This is a genomic window from Rhodoferax sp., assembly GCF_025354435.1.
Taxonomy (GTDB): domain Bacteria; phylum Pseudomonadota; class Gammaproteobacteria; order Burkholderiales; family Burkholderiaceae_C; genus Rhodoferax_B.
The window spans coordinates 1-14,829 of sequence record NZ_JANXMU010000069.1; the positions used below are offsets into that span (position 1 = coordinate 1).

Below are 14,829 nucleotides of genomic sequence, written 5' to 3' on the forward strand. Positions count from 1 at the left end.
CCAATCCGCCATCACCACCCAGTTGGGTAGCGATGCCAAGGACGTGACCGTTACCGCCAGCAACGGCACCGTGACTCTGCACGGCTGGGCACAAGGCCCCCAAGAAGAAGCCAAGGCCCGTTATGTCGCCAGCACCGTACCCGGCGTAGCCAATGCCTACAGCAACGTGCGTACTTTCTCGACCGACACCAACGACTAAGCCACTGCACTGCGGTGCCGCAGTACACGCAGCCCACGGGGCCGGAAGCCATTCCGGCCCCGTGGGCTTTTTTGCGTGGGGTGCACTTAGTCCCAGACGGGTGCCAGACCTTCGGGGCTGGTCAGGCGACCGCCCCGGTCCAGCGCGGCGATCTGGGCCATGTCGGCCTCGCCCAGCACCAATTGCTGCGCCAGCAGATTGCTCTGCAGGTTGACCCGCTGGGTAGACGACGGAATCACCGCGTAGCCCAGCTGCATTGCCCAGGCCAGCACCACCTGCGCCGGGGTGGCCGCGCGGGCCTGGGCGATGGCCTGGATGACGGGGTCGTGCAGCACCTTGCCGTAGGCCAAAGTCATGTACGAGGTGATGGCAATGCCCTGGCTTTTCGCAAATGCGGCCACCTTGCGGTTTTGCAGGTAGGGATGCAGCTCGATCTGGTTGGTGGCGATTGCACCCGCACCCACGGCGGCAATCGCTTGCTGCATCAGATCGATGGTGAAGTTGGACACGCCGATCTGCGTGGCCAGGCCCTGGCGCTTGGCATCGTGCAGCGCAGCCATGAATTCGGCCACCGGCACGGCGTTGCCGGGCGACGGCCAGTGGATCAGCGCCAGGTCCACATGGTCGGTGCGCAGCTTGGCCAGGCTGTCTTGCAGGCTGGGGACCAGCTTGTCGTGGGCGTAGTAGTCAATCCAGATTTTGGTGGTGATGAACAGGTCTTTGCGGGCCACGCCGCTGTCGGCAATGGCCTGGCCGACTTCGGCCTCGTTGCCATAAATCTGCGCGGTATCGACCACGCGGTAGCCGAGCGCCAGGCCGTGGGTAACCGAGTCGATGGCGGCCTGGCCCTGCAGGCGAAAAGTACCGAGGCCGAAGGCGGGAATGGGGTGCGTCATAGGGAAATCCTTCAAAGTGGCCACTAGTGTCGCGCCCATGCCTTTGCAGAAAAACCCCTGAATCCCCAAAACACTGTTGACTCCGTTTCCACAATGGTCAGTGCCCGCCCCGCCGCCAAAGATGACAAATGCAACACAAGCCTCCAGTTCCGACACACAAGCAAGCCCGTGCCTTGGGAAGATCACTCTATCGCACCAAGGTGTGCACCTTTCAAAGGAAACTGCCATGACACGCTCTATCCACCATATTGCTGCTGCCGCCTTGATCGCCCTGGCCGCAGGCCCTTTCATGTCGGCACAAGCCGCCACGAGCGATGCCGATCTGGCCAGCGCAGTGCAGTCCGCCCTTAGCACCTCGCTCGGCAGCGATGCCACCAAAGACCTCACCGTGACCGCCCATGACGGCTCGGTCACCTTGCACGGCTGGACCCAAGGCCCCGTGGAAGAAGCCAAGGCCCGCTATGTCGCCAGCACGGTGCCCGGTGTGAGCAACGCCTACAGCGCAGTGCGTACCTACTCCACCGACAACGACGAGTAGCCAATTTCCCAGGAATTGCGCAGCGCCCAGCTGGCAGGTTTGCGGCCCTCTGGCCGGACGTTGCGTAATTCCATGTCCTGTGTCCCGGATACCCGGTCCAGCTCCCCTAGGGCTGGCCCAATCGTTACGGGTTAAGGCCTCTGTCGCATACACAAATATGCGGCAGGGGTTTTTTTTATGGGCGCCTGAAAGTAGCCCTGAACCGTGGGCCCCCAGGGCTTTCACAAAGATGTCATACCCCGTGCGTAACCTGAAACTTTACAAATCCTACACGTTGCAGACACACGATGAACACACCTACCCACGCCCTCACCACCACCTTTACCGACCCTGACGACCTCGACAACAACCCCAGCCTGAACCACCATTTGCAAGACGTGATGGCCGCCCCCATGAGCCGCCGCCAGGTGCTGCGCTCTGGCGTGGGCGCACTGGCCACGGCCAGCCTGGGCGGCGTGGCTCTGACGGCCTGCGGCGGTGGCGATGACGATGTGGCGGCAACCGCCCCGCTGCTGCCGCCCGTACTGGGCTTTACCGCCGTGGCCAAAAGCCTGACCGATGCCGTTACCGTACCCGCGGGCTACACCGCCACCGTGGTCTATGCCACCGGCGACTCCATCGACAGCGCCGTCAACGACTACAAAAACGACGGCACCGACAGCAACTTCGCCCGCCGCAGCGGCGACCACCACGACGGCATGCATTACTTTGGCCTGGGAACCGACGGCACGCCCTCGCAGACCAGCAACACCCGCGCGCTGATGGCCATCAACCACGAAGCCATCAACGGCACGGTGCAGTTCATGCACCCCAACGGCCAGACCAACATCGGCGCCAGCGCTGGCCCCCGCCCCGAAGCCGAAGCGCTGAAAGAAGTCGAAGCGCACGGCGCATCGGTCATCGAAATCAGCAAGACCTCCGGTGTGTTTGGCGTGGTCAAGGCATCGACCTTCAACCGCCGCGTCACGCCCCGCACGCCCATGGTGTTCGGTGGTCCGGCCAAGGGCTCGGCTCTGCTGAAAACCAAATACTCCACCGACGGTACCGCCACCCGCGGCATGATCGGCAACTGCGCCAGCGGCTACACGCCCTGGGGCACCTACCTGACCTGCGAAGAAAACTTTGCCGGTTTCTTTCGCCGCGGCAGTGCCGACGATGCCCTGCGCAGCGCCAAGGAACGGACCGCCTTCAAACGCATCGGCCTGGCCCAGGGCGCAGGCGGCGGCCAACGCTGGGCCACCGTGGTGCCCGCCGATAGCAGCAGCACCGAATACGCCCGCTGGGATGCCAGCAAACTGGGCGCGTCTACCGACGGTACGGACGACTTCCGCAACACCCACAACACCTTTGGCTGGGTGGTCGAGATCGACCCGTACAACCCCGCCTCCACCCCGGTGAAGCACACCGCCCTGGGCCGCTTTGCGCACGAAGGTGCCTGGCCGAGCAACCCGGTGGTCGGCCAGCCGCTGGCCTTCTACATGGGCGACGACTCGCGCAGCGAATACGTCTACAAATACGTGTCCAACGCCGTGTGGAGCGCTGCCGATGCCAACCCCGCCGACCGCCTGGCCACGGGTGCCAAGTACCTGGACAACGGCACGCTGTTTGCGGCCAAGTTCAATGCCGATGGCTCGGGCACCTGGCTCAAGCTGGACCTGAGCAACACCGCCATCAGCGGCAACAGCGCCTACGCCTTTGCCGACCTGGCCGACGTGCTGGTCAACGCCCGCCTGGCCGCCGATGCCGCCGGTGCCACCAAGTGCGACCGCCCCGAGTGGACGGCGGTGAACCCGCGCAATGGCGAGATCTACATCACCATGACCGAGAACCCCGACCGCGGCAACGTCGGCAGCACCAGCAGCAACAACGTGCCGAATCCCGATGTGGACCCGGCCTTCCCGCGTTATTGGCTGGACAACAAGGGCGTGTCCTCCCAGAGCGCCAGCACCAGCACCCTCAAGGGCAATGTGAACGGCCAGGTCATGCGCATGCGCGAAACCGGCAACCTGGCATCGGCCACCACCTTCAACTGGGACATCTACCTGTTCGCCAACCAGGCCACGGCCGACATCGGACTGGACAACGTGAACTACCAGGCCAACGTCAACCTGTCGGGCCTGACTTCAGTGAACGACCTGTCCAAGCCCGACGGCTGCTGGTTCTCCAAGGCCAGCGGCATCCTGTGGATCGAAACCGATGACAACGCCTACACCGACGTGACCAACTGCATGCTGCTGGCAGCGGTACCCGGCAGCTACGGTGACGGCGGCAAGATCACCGTGACCAACCAGGCCAACGGCAAGCCCGGCACAGCAGGCACGGCACCGGTAGTGGTGGACACCTATGCCGGCAAGAAGATGAACGACACCATCTTCCGCCGCTTCCTGACCGCGCCGCTGGGCTCCGAAGTCACCGGCGTGGCCGAATCGCCGGACGGCAAGGCGCTGTTCATCAACATCCAGCACCCGGGCGAAAACACCGCCGCCGCCAACATCGGCGACCCGACCAAGTACGAAAGCCATTGGCCTGGCAACGGTGCCGGTGTGGCCGCCTACGGCCCGGGCAGCAGCAGCGCCCGGCCCCGCTCGGCCACGGTGATGATCACCAAGAACGACGGCGGTGTGATCGGGCTGTAAGCGCACAAAGCACAGCGGTATAAAGTTCTATTTTAATAGCGCTTTATACTGACTGGACGGGCACGGCAAGCATTTTCAGCCGTGCCCAGTCGCTTTCAACACCATGGGATTTGCCTCCAGCCTTCGCAGTTTCCGCGCCAAAGTCCGCCGCTCCTTTGCCCACCGGGGCCTGTGGGGCACCCTGGCCTATGTGCCCGAGTTCGCCAGCTATCTGGCCCGCAGCCTGGCCCCACAGCGCAGGCGCTGGGAAGCCGATGCCCTGCGCGTGCAGCAGCAGTTTGACCGCGACTTTCAGGTGGACACCGCAGGCATCACGCAGTTGAGCGACCTGGCCGTAGTGGGCCAGCACCGCGACCTGGGGCACTACTACCATGGCACCGATCCGCAGGTGTTCCAGCGCCAGTTGGAGCAGCTGCCCATAGACCACGCCCAATACAGCTTCATTGACTACGGCTCGGGCAAAGGCAAAGCCCTGCTGCTGGCCTCGCTGTGGCCCTTTCAGGCCGTGTGGGGGGTGGAGTTTGCCGAAGCACTGCACGCCGTGGCGCTACGCAACATCGCCAGCTTCCAGCACCCCGGCCAGCGCTGCCGCACGCTGCAGTCCGTGCACCTGGATGCCACCCAGTTCGAATTACCCGGCACTCCCTGCGTAGCGTATTTTTACAACCCGTTCAGCGAGGTGGTGCTGGCGTCCATCCTGCAAAAAATCCAGGCCTCATTGGCCGCCCAGCCGCGCGATCTGTGGGTCTGCTATACCCACCCCTACGCCCACACACCGCTGGACCAGACCCCCTTTTTGCACCTGGTGCAGGCGCACGCGCACTACCGGATTTACCGGGCGGTGTAGTCGATTACCAGCTCGGACCGCGGCGGATGCCGTCGATCTTGCCTTCGAGCTTCTTCACACTCTCGGCCCCGGTGGCTTTGCCGGACAGCACTTCGTGGGTGGCGTTCCAGAAGGCGGCGGACACCTCGTTGTACTTGACCCCGGTGGCGGTAGCCGGGCGGGGGATGGCAACCTTCAGCGTCTCGAACAGGTCGCCGTAGAACGGGTTGGCGGCCAGGATGTCCTTGTCCTGGTAAAGCGCGGGAATCGTGGGGTTGGACAACAGGGTGATGGAGCGCTCTTTCTGCACTGGCTGGCTGGTCATGTAGAGCACCAGGTCGGCGGCTTCCTTGGGGTGCTTGGAGTATTTGCTGACCGCCATTTGCCAGCCGCCCAAGGTGGAGGCCGAGGTGCTGCCTGCACCCTCGCCCCGGGGCATGGTGGCCACGCCGATCTTGCCTTTGATGCCGCTGTCGGCCCCGTTGCCCAATGCCCACGCATAGGGCCAGTTGCGCATGAACACCGCGTTGCCGTTCTGGAACACGCCGCGGGCTTCTTCTTCGGCGTAGTTGAGCACGCCGGTGGGGGCGATGGTGCCGATCCAGCTGGCGGCCATGTCCAGCGCCTTGGCGGCCTGGGGGTTGTTGATGGTGGTTTTTCCCGCACTGTCGATGATGCTGCCACCGCCCATGCTGGCCACCCATTCCAGCCCGCTGCAGCTCAGGCCTTCGTAGGCCTTGGCCTGGAACACAAAGCCCTGCATGGCAGCGTTGCCCGCCTTGCGCTCGGCCTCCATCACCTTTTTGGCGGTGGCGGTGAGCTCGGCCCAGGTGGTGGGGGGCTTTTCGCCGTACTTGGCCAGCAGGTCTTTGCGGTAGAACAGCACGCCTGCATCGGTCACCCAGGGCAGGGCCAGCAACTTGCCGTTGACCGTGTTGTTGACCACCATGGCGGGGAAGAAGTTCTTTTCCACACCCTGGCTGTAGGGCTTCAGGTCGAGCAACTGGTCTTTCAAAATACCGGGCCAGACCACGTCGATCTGCATCACGTCGAGCTTATCGGACTTGGCGGAAAACATCTGGCGAAACAGCCCCAGGGTGTCGCTGGACGACTGCGGAATGTTCAGCAGCTCCAGCGTGTTGCCGGTTTTGGCCCCCCACTCGGCGGCGATCTTTTTGCAGTACTCGTGGTCTTGCCCCACCGAGCCGCACGACATGGTGAGCGTCACACCCGCTGCCTGCGCATTGGCCGCGCCCAGTGCCAAGGCACCCATCCACACCATCTTTTGCATCTTCATTTTTTGTCTCCTGAAAGTTATTCAAAAACCACTCACTCCAACCGAAAGATTGCCGCCTCATAAGGCCTTAAAACCATGTTCTGCAGACCAACTCCCGTCTCGGGGTAGTTGCCAATCACCCGCTGCGCCGCGCGGTACGGCACATCCAGCACCGGCGTGCCACCGTAAAAGTTGCACACCACCAGCCAGCGCTTCTTGCCCAGGGCGCGCAGGTAGGCGTAGATCTCGGGGTGCTCGGCCAGCAGCAACTTGTAGCGGCCGTCGACCAGCACCGAGTGCGCCTTGCGCAGGGCAATCAGGGCGCGGTAGTAGTGGAAGACCGAGTCCGCATCAGCCAGCGCCGCTTCACTGTGGACGGCGGGGTAGTTGGGATTCACCGGCTGCCAGGGCGTGCCGGTGGTGAAACCGGCGTGGGCGCTGGCATTCCACTGCATGGGTGTGCGGGCGTTGTCACGGCCCTTGGTGCGGATGGCCTGCAGGGCCACCTCGGGGTCTATGCCGCGCTCTTGCGTGGCAGTGCGGAACATGTTGCGCGACTCCAGGTCGTAGCAGTCGTCTACCGAGGCGTAGGGCTTATTGGTCATGCCCAGCTCTTCGCCCTGGTACACGTAGGGCGTGCCCTGCATGCCGTGCAGCAGCGTGGCCAGCATCTTGGCAGATGCCACGCGGTGCACGCCGTCGTCGCCAAAACGGGACACGGGCCGGGGTTGGTCGTGGTTGCTCAGGTACAGGCTGTTCCAGCCGCGGCCCGCCAAACCGTCTTGCCAGCGCGACAAAGAGGTTTTGAGATCACCCAGTTGCAGCTTTTGCAGCGCCCATTTGCCTTCGCCATGGCCGGGCACGGAATCCAGATCCATGTGCTCAAACTGGAACAGCATGCCCAAGGCCCCGGTCTCGGGGTGGGTGATCTCCACGCCCTGGCGCAGCGTGGCGCAAGGCGCTTCACCCACGGTGATAGTGTCATAGTGGTCCAGCACCTCGCGCCGCATCTCCTGCAGGTATTCCACCAGGCGTGGGCCGTTGGTGACCAGGGTGAATGCGGGCTGCAAGAAGCCGGGCCGCACCACCGGAGCGTTGGGCAGGCTACCATCTGCCGCGTAGGTTTTGGACACCATATTGATCACGTCCATGCGGAAGCCGTCAACACCCTTGTCCAGCCAAAAGCGCATCAGCGCATGCACCTCGGCACGCACCAGCGCGTTCTCCCAATACAGCTCGGGCTGCTTTTTGGAGAACATGTGCAGGTAGTACTCGCCGGTGGGCGCATGGAATTCCCAGGCCGAACCGGAAAAAGCGGCTTCCCAGTTGTTGGGTGGCCCGCCATCGGCTGCCGGGGCACGCCAGATGTAGTAATTGCGGTAGGGGTTGTCTTTGGATTTGCAGGCTTCCGTGAACCAGGGGTGCTCGTCCGAGGTGTGGTTCACCATCAGGTCCATCATCAACCGGATGCCGCGCTGGTGCATCTGCGCCAGCATCTGGTCAAAGTCGGCCATGCTGCCGTATTCGGGCGCAATGGCGCGGTAGTCGCTGATGTCGTAGCCGCCGTCGTCGTTGGGCGACTGGTAGATGGGCGACAGCCACACCACGTCGATGCCCAGCGTGCGCAGGTAGTCCAGCTTGGAGGTGATGCCGGGCAAGTCGCCCACGCCATCGCCATTACTGTCGCAAAAACTACGCGGGTAAATTTGGTACGCGACGCTGCTTTTCCACCACGGCTGGGCCATTGAAACTCCTTGTTGTGTGGCCGAAAGTTTAGGAGCCCAGGTCGCCCACAGCCAGCGAATCCACTGCCAGAAAACTGCAAGATATGCAATAAAACTGGGATGCATGGAAAGCGATGACTCAGGGTAAATACGGGTTAATCATCCCTGGTGCAACGCAAGGTATCTGGTTTTAATGGCAGATCTATGCAACAAAAACCAGAGCGCCGGGGCCTGCAAGCGCTGGAGGCCAAAACCGCCCGCAACAGCGCCGACAAAGCCCGGTGGATGCGCCAGCAACTGCGCCACAGCATGGCCGGTCTGCTGGCCGACACCCAGCCGGTGCGCCCCTGCGGCAGGCCGCGGGTGGCCGATCTGCGCGGCGAAGGGCACTTCCACCTGGTGCCCGAGCTGTTCTTGCAAACCGGTGGCAGCACCTGCTTCACCCTGCCGCACGGCCCTTTGGCCCTGCACGCGGGCGAGGCCCTGCTGATGCCGCCGCGCATGCTGCATGCCGAAGCCACCGTGGGCACCGCTTTTAGCAACATCGTGGTCTACGCCGACGGCACCGCCCTCACCTGCCACCTCGCCACCGAGACCTCGCCGGGCCGCCCCGGCATTGACCACCTGGAGTCGCGCCAGCACCCGCACGCCGCCCGCATCCACGACTGGCTGGCCGATGCCGCCACGCTGGGCAGTGATGCGGAAGATGCCGATGCCCGGCTGCAGGTGCGCGCCCTGCTGGCCAGCGCCTGTGCAGGCGTGCTGCGGGTACTGGACGATGCCGCGCCACGCACCCAGCCCGAGCCGCCGCTGGTGGCCCGGGTGCGCATGTGGGTCAACAACCAGCTGGGCGACCACGCCCTGACCGTCACCGCCCTGGCCGCGCAGGCCGGGTGCACGCCCGAATATTTGTCGCACGTGTTCAGCCAGACCACCGGCGGCCACCTGATCGCCCACATCAACCGCCAGCGCATGGCCCGCGCCGCCCACCTGCTGGCCGAGACCGACATGGCCGGCAAAGAGGTGGCCTGGGCCTGCGGCTTCACCACCCCCAGCTACTTCATCCAGACCTTCCGCCAGCAGTTCGGGGCCACACCGCAGCAGTGGCGCGCCAAACGGCGGGCCGAACTGGGCGACACTGCACCCTCTTAGGAGCCCCCATGTCCACCCACCCCAGCACCGCAGAATTTTTACTCGACCAATTGGCCGCCACCGGCAACGCATCGGTGCGCCGCATGTTTGGCGAATACTGCCTGTACCTGGCGGGCAAGCCGGTGGGTTTGGTGTGCGACAACCAGCTATTTCTAAAGCCCACCGACGCAGGCAAGGCCGTGATGCCCCAGCCCGTGGAAGGCTTCCCCTTCCCCAGTGCCCGGGCCCACTGGTGCGTCACCGCCGACCAGTGGGAAGATGCTCCCTGGCTGTGCCAGCTCATCCAGGCCACGGCGGGGGCGCTGCCGGAGCCGAAAGCCAAGGCACCCCGTAAGCCACGGTCAAAAACTACAAAATAGATAGCTGCTTGTGCTCATCCAATAAGCACAAAGTGCCAATTTGATCCTCGAAAATCTAGGCTGCCCGTAGCGCCTTGCGGGGCTCAAACAACTGGCCGCTGGCGGTCAGTGCGCCGTCCTCGTGCAAGGCATGGATATACGCGGCCAGCCGTGTGCCCACGTATTCGGCCAGCTTGACGGGCACGGCATTGCCAATCACTTGCTCCACGTCCGACTTGGTGCCGGGCAACTGGAAGCTGGCGGGAAAGGTCTGGATCAGCGCCCGCTCGGCCGTGGTCAGCGAGCGCAGCCCGTCGGTCACCGGCACCGGGTCGCCCGCGTGGCCGGGATAGCCTTTGGGAATGGGGCGGTTGACTCCCCGGATGGTGGGGCTGGGCTCGTCGATGCTGAAAACACCCCGGCGCGCATAAGAACGCGGGTGGCGGTAGTAGTGCTCAAACGGCAGGCGGTTGCAAAAATACTGGCGCAAGGTCACCGGCTTTTCGCTCAGCCCGGCTTGCAGCGCATCGTCTAAAAAACCATCTTTGCCGCCCAATTGCCCGATGACGATCAGCCGCTTGCGGGACTGGGGTGCGCCGCAATGGGCTGCATTCAGTAGCTGGATGGTCAGGCCGTAGTTGGCGCGCTTGAACACGTCCAGCGCCACTTTGAAGGCCTTGGAGCTGGCTGCACGGGCCACGTTTTCCATCACAAAAAACTGTGGCCGGTAGCTGGAGATGACATTGGCGAAATGGATGGTCAGCGATGCCCGCCCGCCACCTTCGTCGCGCTTGCCCGCGCTGGAGAAATCTTGGCACGGCGGGCCACCCACCACGATCTCGGGTCGGTAGCTGTCCAGCAGTTGCAGAGTGGCCAGCTCGTCGGATAGGTCCAGCTCCACGGCATCGTGGTCGGGAAAGTTGGCGCGGTACACGGCCAGTGCGGGCTGCCAGTTCTCTACCGCGCAGACCATGTCGAAGCCCGCCTGCTGCAGGCCCAGGCTGAGGCCGCCGCCACCGGCAAAAAATCAACCGTGCGCAGCTGCATGGGGGTCTCCAAACAAGTCGGTAGAGAAGTACAAGATGGCATCAAAACGCCGCTCGGGGCTGAGGAACTTTTGTCCACCACCAAGGATGATGTGCTGGATTTCGTCCCGTGCAATGGCCGGTTTGACCAGCCGGGCGCAGGCCATCAGCTCGCGCGAGCGGGTGCCCGACATGGCGAATTCTTTGTCGTTCTGGTTGTCGAAGGTCATACCGTCGAAGATGGGGGCCTGGAACACCTTTTCGTCCTTGGAGCGCTCGTATAAAAACCGCGCCAACCGCAGGGCAGCGCGGGCGTAACGAGAGATAGAAGTGGTGTCGGGCGGCTTGCGGGCCGAATCCAAGAACAAATGGGTCAGCCCAAAGTCGCTCCACACAAAGATGTCCAGACAGTGCTCGGCCAGCACCGGTGACTTGCCCACGGTTTTCCAGATCGGCTGCATTAGCAATGGCGATTGCAAATGCTTGAACTCGGTCAAAAACAGCTCCAACGCAGCGACGGCCCGGGGGGTGATTTGCACCATTTCGGCTTTGCTGTCCCAGTTGCGGACGCGGGCAAACACGGGCTCGAAAATCTCACGGACCCGGCTGCGGTACGGATCCACCGCCAACGCCATCGACAAAGCCATGTAGCGCACGGTGGCAGAGCGGATCACCAGCTCGGCACCGTATTTGTCTTCACTCAGGGATTCGGTGGTGTTGTCGGGCAGCGTGGTGAGCTTGACCTCGATAGGACGGATCTGCCGCACCGGGTCGCCCGCCCCACTACCAGGTCGATCGCGGGCAGCTCGTCGTGGACGAAAGAACGGAAATGGTCAAACCGTGCCTCGAACGCGAAGTGGAGTTGCTCGTTCGGCAAAGTGCTGCCAAACAACTTTTCCACATCCAGCTCACCGACTTCGGTTTTACCCGTGTCTTTGAACTGCACATATACCAGCGGCAACTGCCGGGACCGCATGTAACAGGCCAGCGCCACGGGGAAAGCCGAGTTAAATTGGTTCTTGCCCCAGTAGTACGGGCCGGCAAAGTTCCGGTTGCTGCGGGAAATGCCGAAAAGAGAGGGACTGATGAGCTGGGACATGCTGCTATTTTATACAGTGTTTACGCAAATCCAAGGCTCAGCCCAAGGCGTAGCTCCCCACCACCCCCACGAACACCGCACACCCTACCCAGTGGTTCAGCCGAAAGGCTTTGAAGCAGCCATCGCGGCCCCGGTGGCGGATCAGGGTCCAGTGCCACAGGGCTTGCAGGGCGGCCCCACCAATTGCTATGTAAAAAAAAGCACTTAGCGCATATGGAATAAGCGCCACCACCCAAATAAGCATAAAAATGGTGTAGAAGGCCATGACCCCGGCCACGTCGAAACGGCCCAGCGTGATGGCCGAGGTTTTCATGCCGATCTTCAGGTCGTCGTCGCGGTCCACCATAGCGTATTCGGTGTCGTAGGCCAGCACCCAGAACAGGTTGCCCAGCAGCAATACCCAGGCCACGGACGGCACGCTGGCCGCCAGCTTGGCCAGCGAAAAATCGGCCCATCCGGCGGCAGACAGCACCTGCCACGGCGGCCCGCCCTGCACGGCGGCGAAGGCCATGGGGATGCCAAAGCTGAAGGCCACGCCCAGCACCGCCTGCGGCATGGACACATAGCGCTTGGCGTACGGGTAGACCACGGCCACGGCCAGCGCGGCGAACGACCAGACCACGGTGGCTGCGTTGGTGGTCAACACCAGCGCAAACGCGGCCAGGGCCAGCAGCGCGCCAAAGCGCAAGGCCGCCCCCACCGACAGCGCGCCACTGGTCACCGGGCGCTGGGCGGTGCGCTTGACGTGCTTGTCGAATTCGCGGTCGGCCACGTCGTTCAGGCAACAACCCGCGCTGCGCATCAGGATGGTGCCCAGGGTGAACACCAGCAGCAGGTGCCAGCCGGGGAAGCCGCCAGAGGCGATCCACAGCGCGCTGAGCGTGGGCCAGAGCAAGAGCAGCCACCCGGCGGGGCGGTCCCAGCGAATAAGCTGCAAATAAAGACGGGAATATTTCATAGTCAAACAGGCCTCTAGTGCATATGGAACATACGCTAGAAGCTATTATTTAAATAGCAAATGACTTACAGGCCCAACTGGCGTAAATCCAGTTGACCGCCACGCACCGGTGGGCACCACAGGTAGGCCCCGGTGACGGGCTTGGAATAGGTAAACGTGGCATCCACAATACCGTCCTCTTGCCCAGCCATACGGCGCATCTGGGCTTCGAAAGCGTTCAGGGTCGCACCAAAGGCCACAAAGAACAGGCCGCACTGGTGGCCCACGGCCCAAGGCAGGCTGCGGCGCAGCACAAAGGCTTCGGGGCTGAAACTTTCTTGCGCGGTGCGTTTCACGTGGGCGGATGCGGGGGCATCTTCCAGCTCTTCGTTGTCGCTCATGCGGCGTCCCATGGCGTTGTCTTGGCCCTGGGTGCCCAGCGCGTCGAAGGCATCCAGGTTGTGCACCCACTGCTGGATGGCGACGAAGCTGGAGCCGGCCATGCCCTCAGGCGCGTCGTGCACCAGGGCGGCGGCTTCGGCCTCGTCGCCCTCGGGGTTCTCGGTGCCGTCTTCAAAGCCGATCAGGTCGCGGTCGTGCGCGGCGGCAGGGTCGCCGTGGCGAAAGCCGTCCAGCACGCGGTCAAGGTGGAAGGCCGGGGCCAGGGCTTTCTCAACGCGGCGGGCGTGCAGCACCACCTCGCCCTGGGCCGCTCCGCGCACCCAGCACCACAGGGCTACCGGGGTGCTGGGCACCTGCACGCCGTGGCCGGAAAAGTCGGGCATGGTGCGCAGACCGGGGATGTCGGCCCCCAAGGTGTGCGCCAGCGTGGGGCCGATGCCAACGACGACCGACTGACCGTCCACCGACGCGGCCAGCTGCTGCAAAGCCGCACCCACAGCGGCGGGTGTGGCCCCGGCGGTGGGGGATAAAAACAGATAGCGCCCATGGGCGGGTACAGATTCCAAAATGCCGGGTTGCGCAAACTTCACACAGATCTCCACAAGTTCAAGAAAGACGTTTCACACCCGGTAGCTCGCAAGCGTAGATGGCGTTACGCAGGGCGGCAATCGCCTCGTAGCGGGTAAAACTGCGCCGCCAGGCCAGCACCACGCGGCGCATGGGCGACTCGCCGTCGAACGGCAAATAGCGCACGTAGGGGTCGTCGTCGCGGGCACGTTTGGGCTTGGCGGCCAGGGCGGACTTGGGCACGCTCAGGCGCGGCACCAGGGTGATGCCCATGCCCGCGGCCACCATGTGCTTGATGGTTTCCAGCGACGAGCCTTCAAAGCTCTTGCGGATGCCCTCGGCCCCGCTGGAGAAGCGGGCGAATTCAGGGCAGACCTCCAGCACGTGGTCGCGGAAGCAGTGGCCATTGCCCAGCAGCAGCAAGGTCTCGGCCTTGAGCTGCTCGGAGGTGACGCTGGTCTGCGCAGCCAGCGGGTGGTTGGTGGGCACGGCGACCATGAAAGGCTCGTCGTACAGCGCAGCCACGGCCAGGCCGGTGTCGGGGAAGGGCTCGGCCATGATGGCGCAGTCGATCTCGCCCATGCGCAGCATTTCCAGCAGCTTGACGGTGAAGTTCTCTTGCAGCATCAGCGGCATTTGCGGCGTGCGGCTGATCACCTGGCGCACCAGATCGGGCAGCAGGTAGGGGGCGATGGTGTAGATGATGCCCAGGCGCAGCGCGCCGCCCAAGGGGTCTTTGCCGCGCTGGGCAATTTCTTTGATGGCGGCGGCCTGCTCCAGCACGCTTTGCGCCTGGCGCACGATTTCTTCGCCCAGTGGGGTGATGGTGACTTCGTTGGCGCTGCGCTCGAAGAGCTTCACGTCCAGCTCCTCTTCGAGCTTCTTGATGGCCACCGACAGCGTGGGCTGCGACACAAAGCAGGCTTCGGCCGCCTTGCCAAAGTGCCGCTCGCGGGCCACAGCCACGATGTATTTGAGTTCGGTGAGGGTCATGGGCGCTATTGTCTACCCGCTACAGCCGCAGGAACAAGCCAGCTCAATCTGGCAGCACCGCGCCCACCACCGCCCCGGTGGCCTTGACCCCGGTTTTGACAATCACCGCCCCGGTGGTGACCACCGCGTCGGCCACCGCGATCACGGCGCAGCCGCTGCAGACCCAGGCCACACAAGCCACCAGCACCAGTACACGCATAACCGACCTTCTTCCTTGCAAG

The 14,829-nt window shown here is 63.6% G+C and carries 16 protein-coding genes and 1 pseudogene; 6 read left to right on the forward strand and 11 right to left on the reverse strand.

The window, feature by feature from the left end:
• Nucleotides 1-199, forward strand: a 199-nt coding sequence (locus tag Q0T48_RS17025) for a BON domain-containing protein (protein WP_295958608.1), incomplete at its 5' end; no start/stop codon positions are given.
• Between the two features lie 86 nt (nucleotides 200-285).
• On the opposite strand, the gene dkgB is transcribed toward Q0T48_RS17025, so the two are convergent.
• Nucleotides 286-1,095, reverse strand: a complete 810-nt coding sequence (gene dkgB, locus Q0T48_RS17030; RefSeq protein ID WP_295958611.1) for a 2,5-didehydrogluconate reductase DkgB — start codon at nucleotides 1,093-1,095, stop codon at nucleotides 286-288.
• A gap of 226 nt (nucleotides 1,096-1,321) precedes the next feature.
• Between dkgB and Q0T48_RS17035 the strand changes: the two genes are divergently transcribed.
• From Q0T48_RS17035 to Q0T48_RS17045, 3 genes are all read left to right on the forward strand, one after another.
• Nucleotides 1,322-1,633, forward strand: coding sequence for a BON domain-containing protein (locus tag Q0T48_RS17035; protein WP_295958615.1), 312 nt, complete (start codon nucleotides 1,322-1,324; stop codon nucleotides 1,631-1,633).
• Between the two features lie 287 nt (nucleotides 1,634-1,920).
• Nucleotides 1,921-4,269 carry an alkaline phosphatase PhoX gene (locus Q0T48_RS17040; RefSeq protein WP_295958619.1) on the forward strand — a complete coding sequence of 783 codons (2,349 nt, stop codon included), beginning with the start codon at nucleotides 1,921-1,923 and terminating at the stop codon, nucleotides 4,267-4,269.
• 103 nt (nucleotides 4,270-4,372) lie between these two features.
• Complete coding sequence (locus tag Q0T48_RS17045) at nucleotides 4,373-5,116, forward strand: hypothetical protein (protein WP_295958622.1); 744 nt, start codon at nucleotides 4,373-4,375, stop codon at nucleotides 5,114-5,116.
• Between the two features lie 4 nt (nucleotides 5,117-5,120).
• Here Q0T48_RS17045 and Q0T48_RS17050 read toward each other — a convergent pair whose 3' ends face one another.
• On the reverse strand, nucleotides 5,121-6,392 hold the full coding sequence (locus Q0T48_RS17050; RefSeq protein ID WP_295958625.1) for an ABC transporter substrate-binding protein: 1,272 nt from the start codon (nucleotides 6,390-6,392) through the stop codon (nucleotides 5,121-5,123).
• Between the two features lie 32 nt (nucleotides 6,393-6,424).
• Nucleotides 6,425-8,116: an alpha-glucosidase gene (locus tag Q0T48_RS17055; protein WP_295958628.1), complete on the reverse strand. Its 1,692-nt coding sequence runs from the start codon at nucleotides 8,114-8,116 to the stop codon at nucleotides 6,425-6,427.
• Nucleotides 8,117-8,299: 183 nt separating this feature from the next.
• Here Q0T48_RS17055 and Q0T48_RS17060 point away from each other — a divergent pair, with 183 nt between their 5' ends.
• Nucleotides 8,300-9,247 carry a helix-turn-helix transcriptional regulator gene (locus tag Q0T48_RS17060; protein ID WP_295958632.1) on the forward strand — a complete coding sequence of 316 codons (948 nt, stop codon included), beginning with the start codon at nucleotides 8,300-8,302 and terminating at the stop codon, nucleotides 9,245-9,247.
• An 8-nt stretch (nucleotides 9,248-9,255) separates the two neighbouring features.
• Nucleotides 9,256-9,606, forward strand: a complete 351-nt coding sequence (locus tag Q0T48_RS17065; protein WP_295958633.1) for a TfoX/Sxy family protein — start codon at nucleotides 9,256-9,258, stop codon at nucleotides 9,604-9,606.
• 55 nt (nucleotides 9,607-9,661) lie between these two features.
• Here the strand turns inward: Q0T48_RS17065 and Q0T48_RS17070 are convergent, their stop codons facing one another.
• The 8 genes and pseudogenes from Q0T48_RS17070 to Q0T48_RS17105 all read right to left on the reverse strand — a co-directional run bounded on the left by Q0T48_RS17070 (nucleotide 9,662) and on the right by Q0T48_RS17105 (nucleotide 14,807).
• The gene (locus Q0T48_RS17070) at nucleotides 9,662-10,081 is read right to left on the reverse strand and encodes a DNA cytosine methyltransferase (protein ID WP_295958712.1); all 420 of its coding nucleotides are present in this window, start codon (nucleotides 10,079-10,081) and stop codon (nucleotides 9,662-9,664) included.
• 63 nt (nucleotides 10,082-10,144) lie between these two features.
• Nucleotides 10,145-10,600, reverse strand: a pseudogene (locus Q0T48_RS17075) (DNA cytosine methyltransferase); the annotation flags it as partial.
• Between the two features lie 12 nt (nucleotides 10,601-10,612).
• Nucleotides 10,613-11,377 carry a HindVP family restriction endonuclease gene (locus tag Q0T48_RS17080; protein WP_295958635.1) on the reverse strand — a complete coding sequence of 255 codons (765 nt, stop codon included), beginning with the start codon at nucleotides 11,375-11,377 and terminating at the stop codon, nucleotides 10,613-10,615.
• Complete coding sequence (locus tag Q0T48_RS17085; protein WP_295958638.1) at nucleotides 11,311-11,709, reverse strand: HindVP family restriction endonuclease; 399 nt, start codon at nucleotides 11,707-11,709, stop codon at nucleotides 11,311-11,313. The genes Q0T48_RS17080 and Q0T48_RS17085 overlap by 67 nt, the downstream gene beginning before the upstream one ends.
• 37 nt (nucleotides 11,710-11,746) lie before the next feature.
• The gene (locus tag Q0T48_RS17090) at nucleotides 11,747-12,667 is read right to left on the reverse strand and encodes a 4-hydroxybenzoate octaprenyltransferase (RefSeq protein WP_295958641.1); all 921 of its coding nucleotides are present in this window, start codon (nucleotides 12,665-12,667) and stop codon (nucleotides 11,747-11,749) included.
• Between the two features lie 65 nt (nucleotides 12,668-12,732).
• The gene (locus Q0T48_RS17095; protein ID WP_295958644.1) at nucleotides 12,733-13,638 is read right to left on the reverse strand and encodes a Dyp-type peroxidase; all 906 of its coding nucleotides are present in this window, start codon (nucleotides 13,636-13,638) and stop codon (nucleotides 12,733-12,735) included.
• Nucleotides 13,639-13,654: 16 nt separating this feature from the next.
• Entirely contained in the window at nucleotides 13,655-14,608 is a 954-nt protein-coding gene (locus Q0T48_RS17100; protein ID WP_295958647.1) for a LysR substrate-binding domain-containing protein, read from the reverse strand.
• A gap of 43 nt (nucleotides 14,609-14,651) precedes the next feature.
• Entirely contained in the window at nucleotides 14,652-14,807 is a 156-nt protein-coding gene (locus tag Q0T48_RS17105) for a hypothetical protein (RefSeq protein WP_295958650.1), read from the reverse strand.
• Between the last annotated feature and the right edge of the window lie 22 nt (nucleotides 14,808-14,829).

Coding starts and splice junctions, on each gene's coding strand:
- dkgB (WP_295958611.1), bottom strand. CDS start 1,095: ATGACGCACCCCATTCCCGCCTTCGGCCTCGGTACTTTTCGCCTGCAG.
- Q0T48_RS17035 (WP_295958615.1), top strand. CDS start 1,322: ATGACACGCTCTATCCACCATATTGCTGCTGCCGCCTTGATCGCCCTG.
- Q0T48_RS17040 (WP_295958619.1), top strand. CDS start 1,921: ATGAACACACCTACCCACGCCCTCACCACCACCTTTACCGACCCTGAC.
- Q0T48_RS17045 (WP_295958622.1), top strand. CDS start 4,373: ATGGGATTTGCCTCCAGCCTTCGCAGTTTCCGCGCCAAAGTCCGCCGC.
- Q0T48_RS17050 (WP_295958625.1), bottom strand. CDS start 6,392: ATGAAGATGCAAAAGATGGTGTGGATGGGTGCCTTGGCACTGGGCGCG.
- Q0T48_RS17055 (WP_295958628.1), bottom strand. CDS start 8,116: ATGGCCCAGCCGTGGTGGAAAAGCAGCGTCGCGTACCAAATTTACCCG.
- Q0T48_RS17060 (WP_295958632.1), top strand. CDS start 8,300: ATGCAACAAAAACCAGAGCGCCGGGGCCTGCAAGCGCTGGAGGCCAAA.
- Q0T48_RS17065 (WP_295958633.1), top strand. CDS start 9,256: ATGTCCACCCACCCCAGCACCGCAGAATTTTTACTCGACCAATTGGCC.
- Q0T48_RS17085 (WP_295958638.1), bottom strand. CDS start 11,709: ATGTCCCAGCTCATCAGTCCCTCTCTTTTCGGCATTTCCCGCAGCAAC.
- Q0T48_RS17090 (WP_295958641.1), bottom strand. CDS start 12,667: ATGAAATATTCCCGTCTTTATTTGCAGCTTATTCGCTGGGACCGCCCC.
- Q0T48_RS17100 (WP_295958647.1), bottom strand. CDS start 14,608: ATGACCCTCACCGAACTCAAATACATCGTGGCTGTGGCCCGCGAGCGG.
- Q0T48_RS17105 (WP_295958650.1), bottom strand. CDS start 14,807: ATGCGTGTACTGGTGCTGGTGGCTTGTGTGGCCTGGGTCTGCAGCGGC.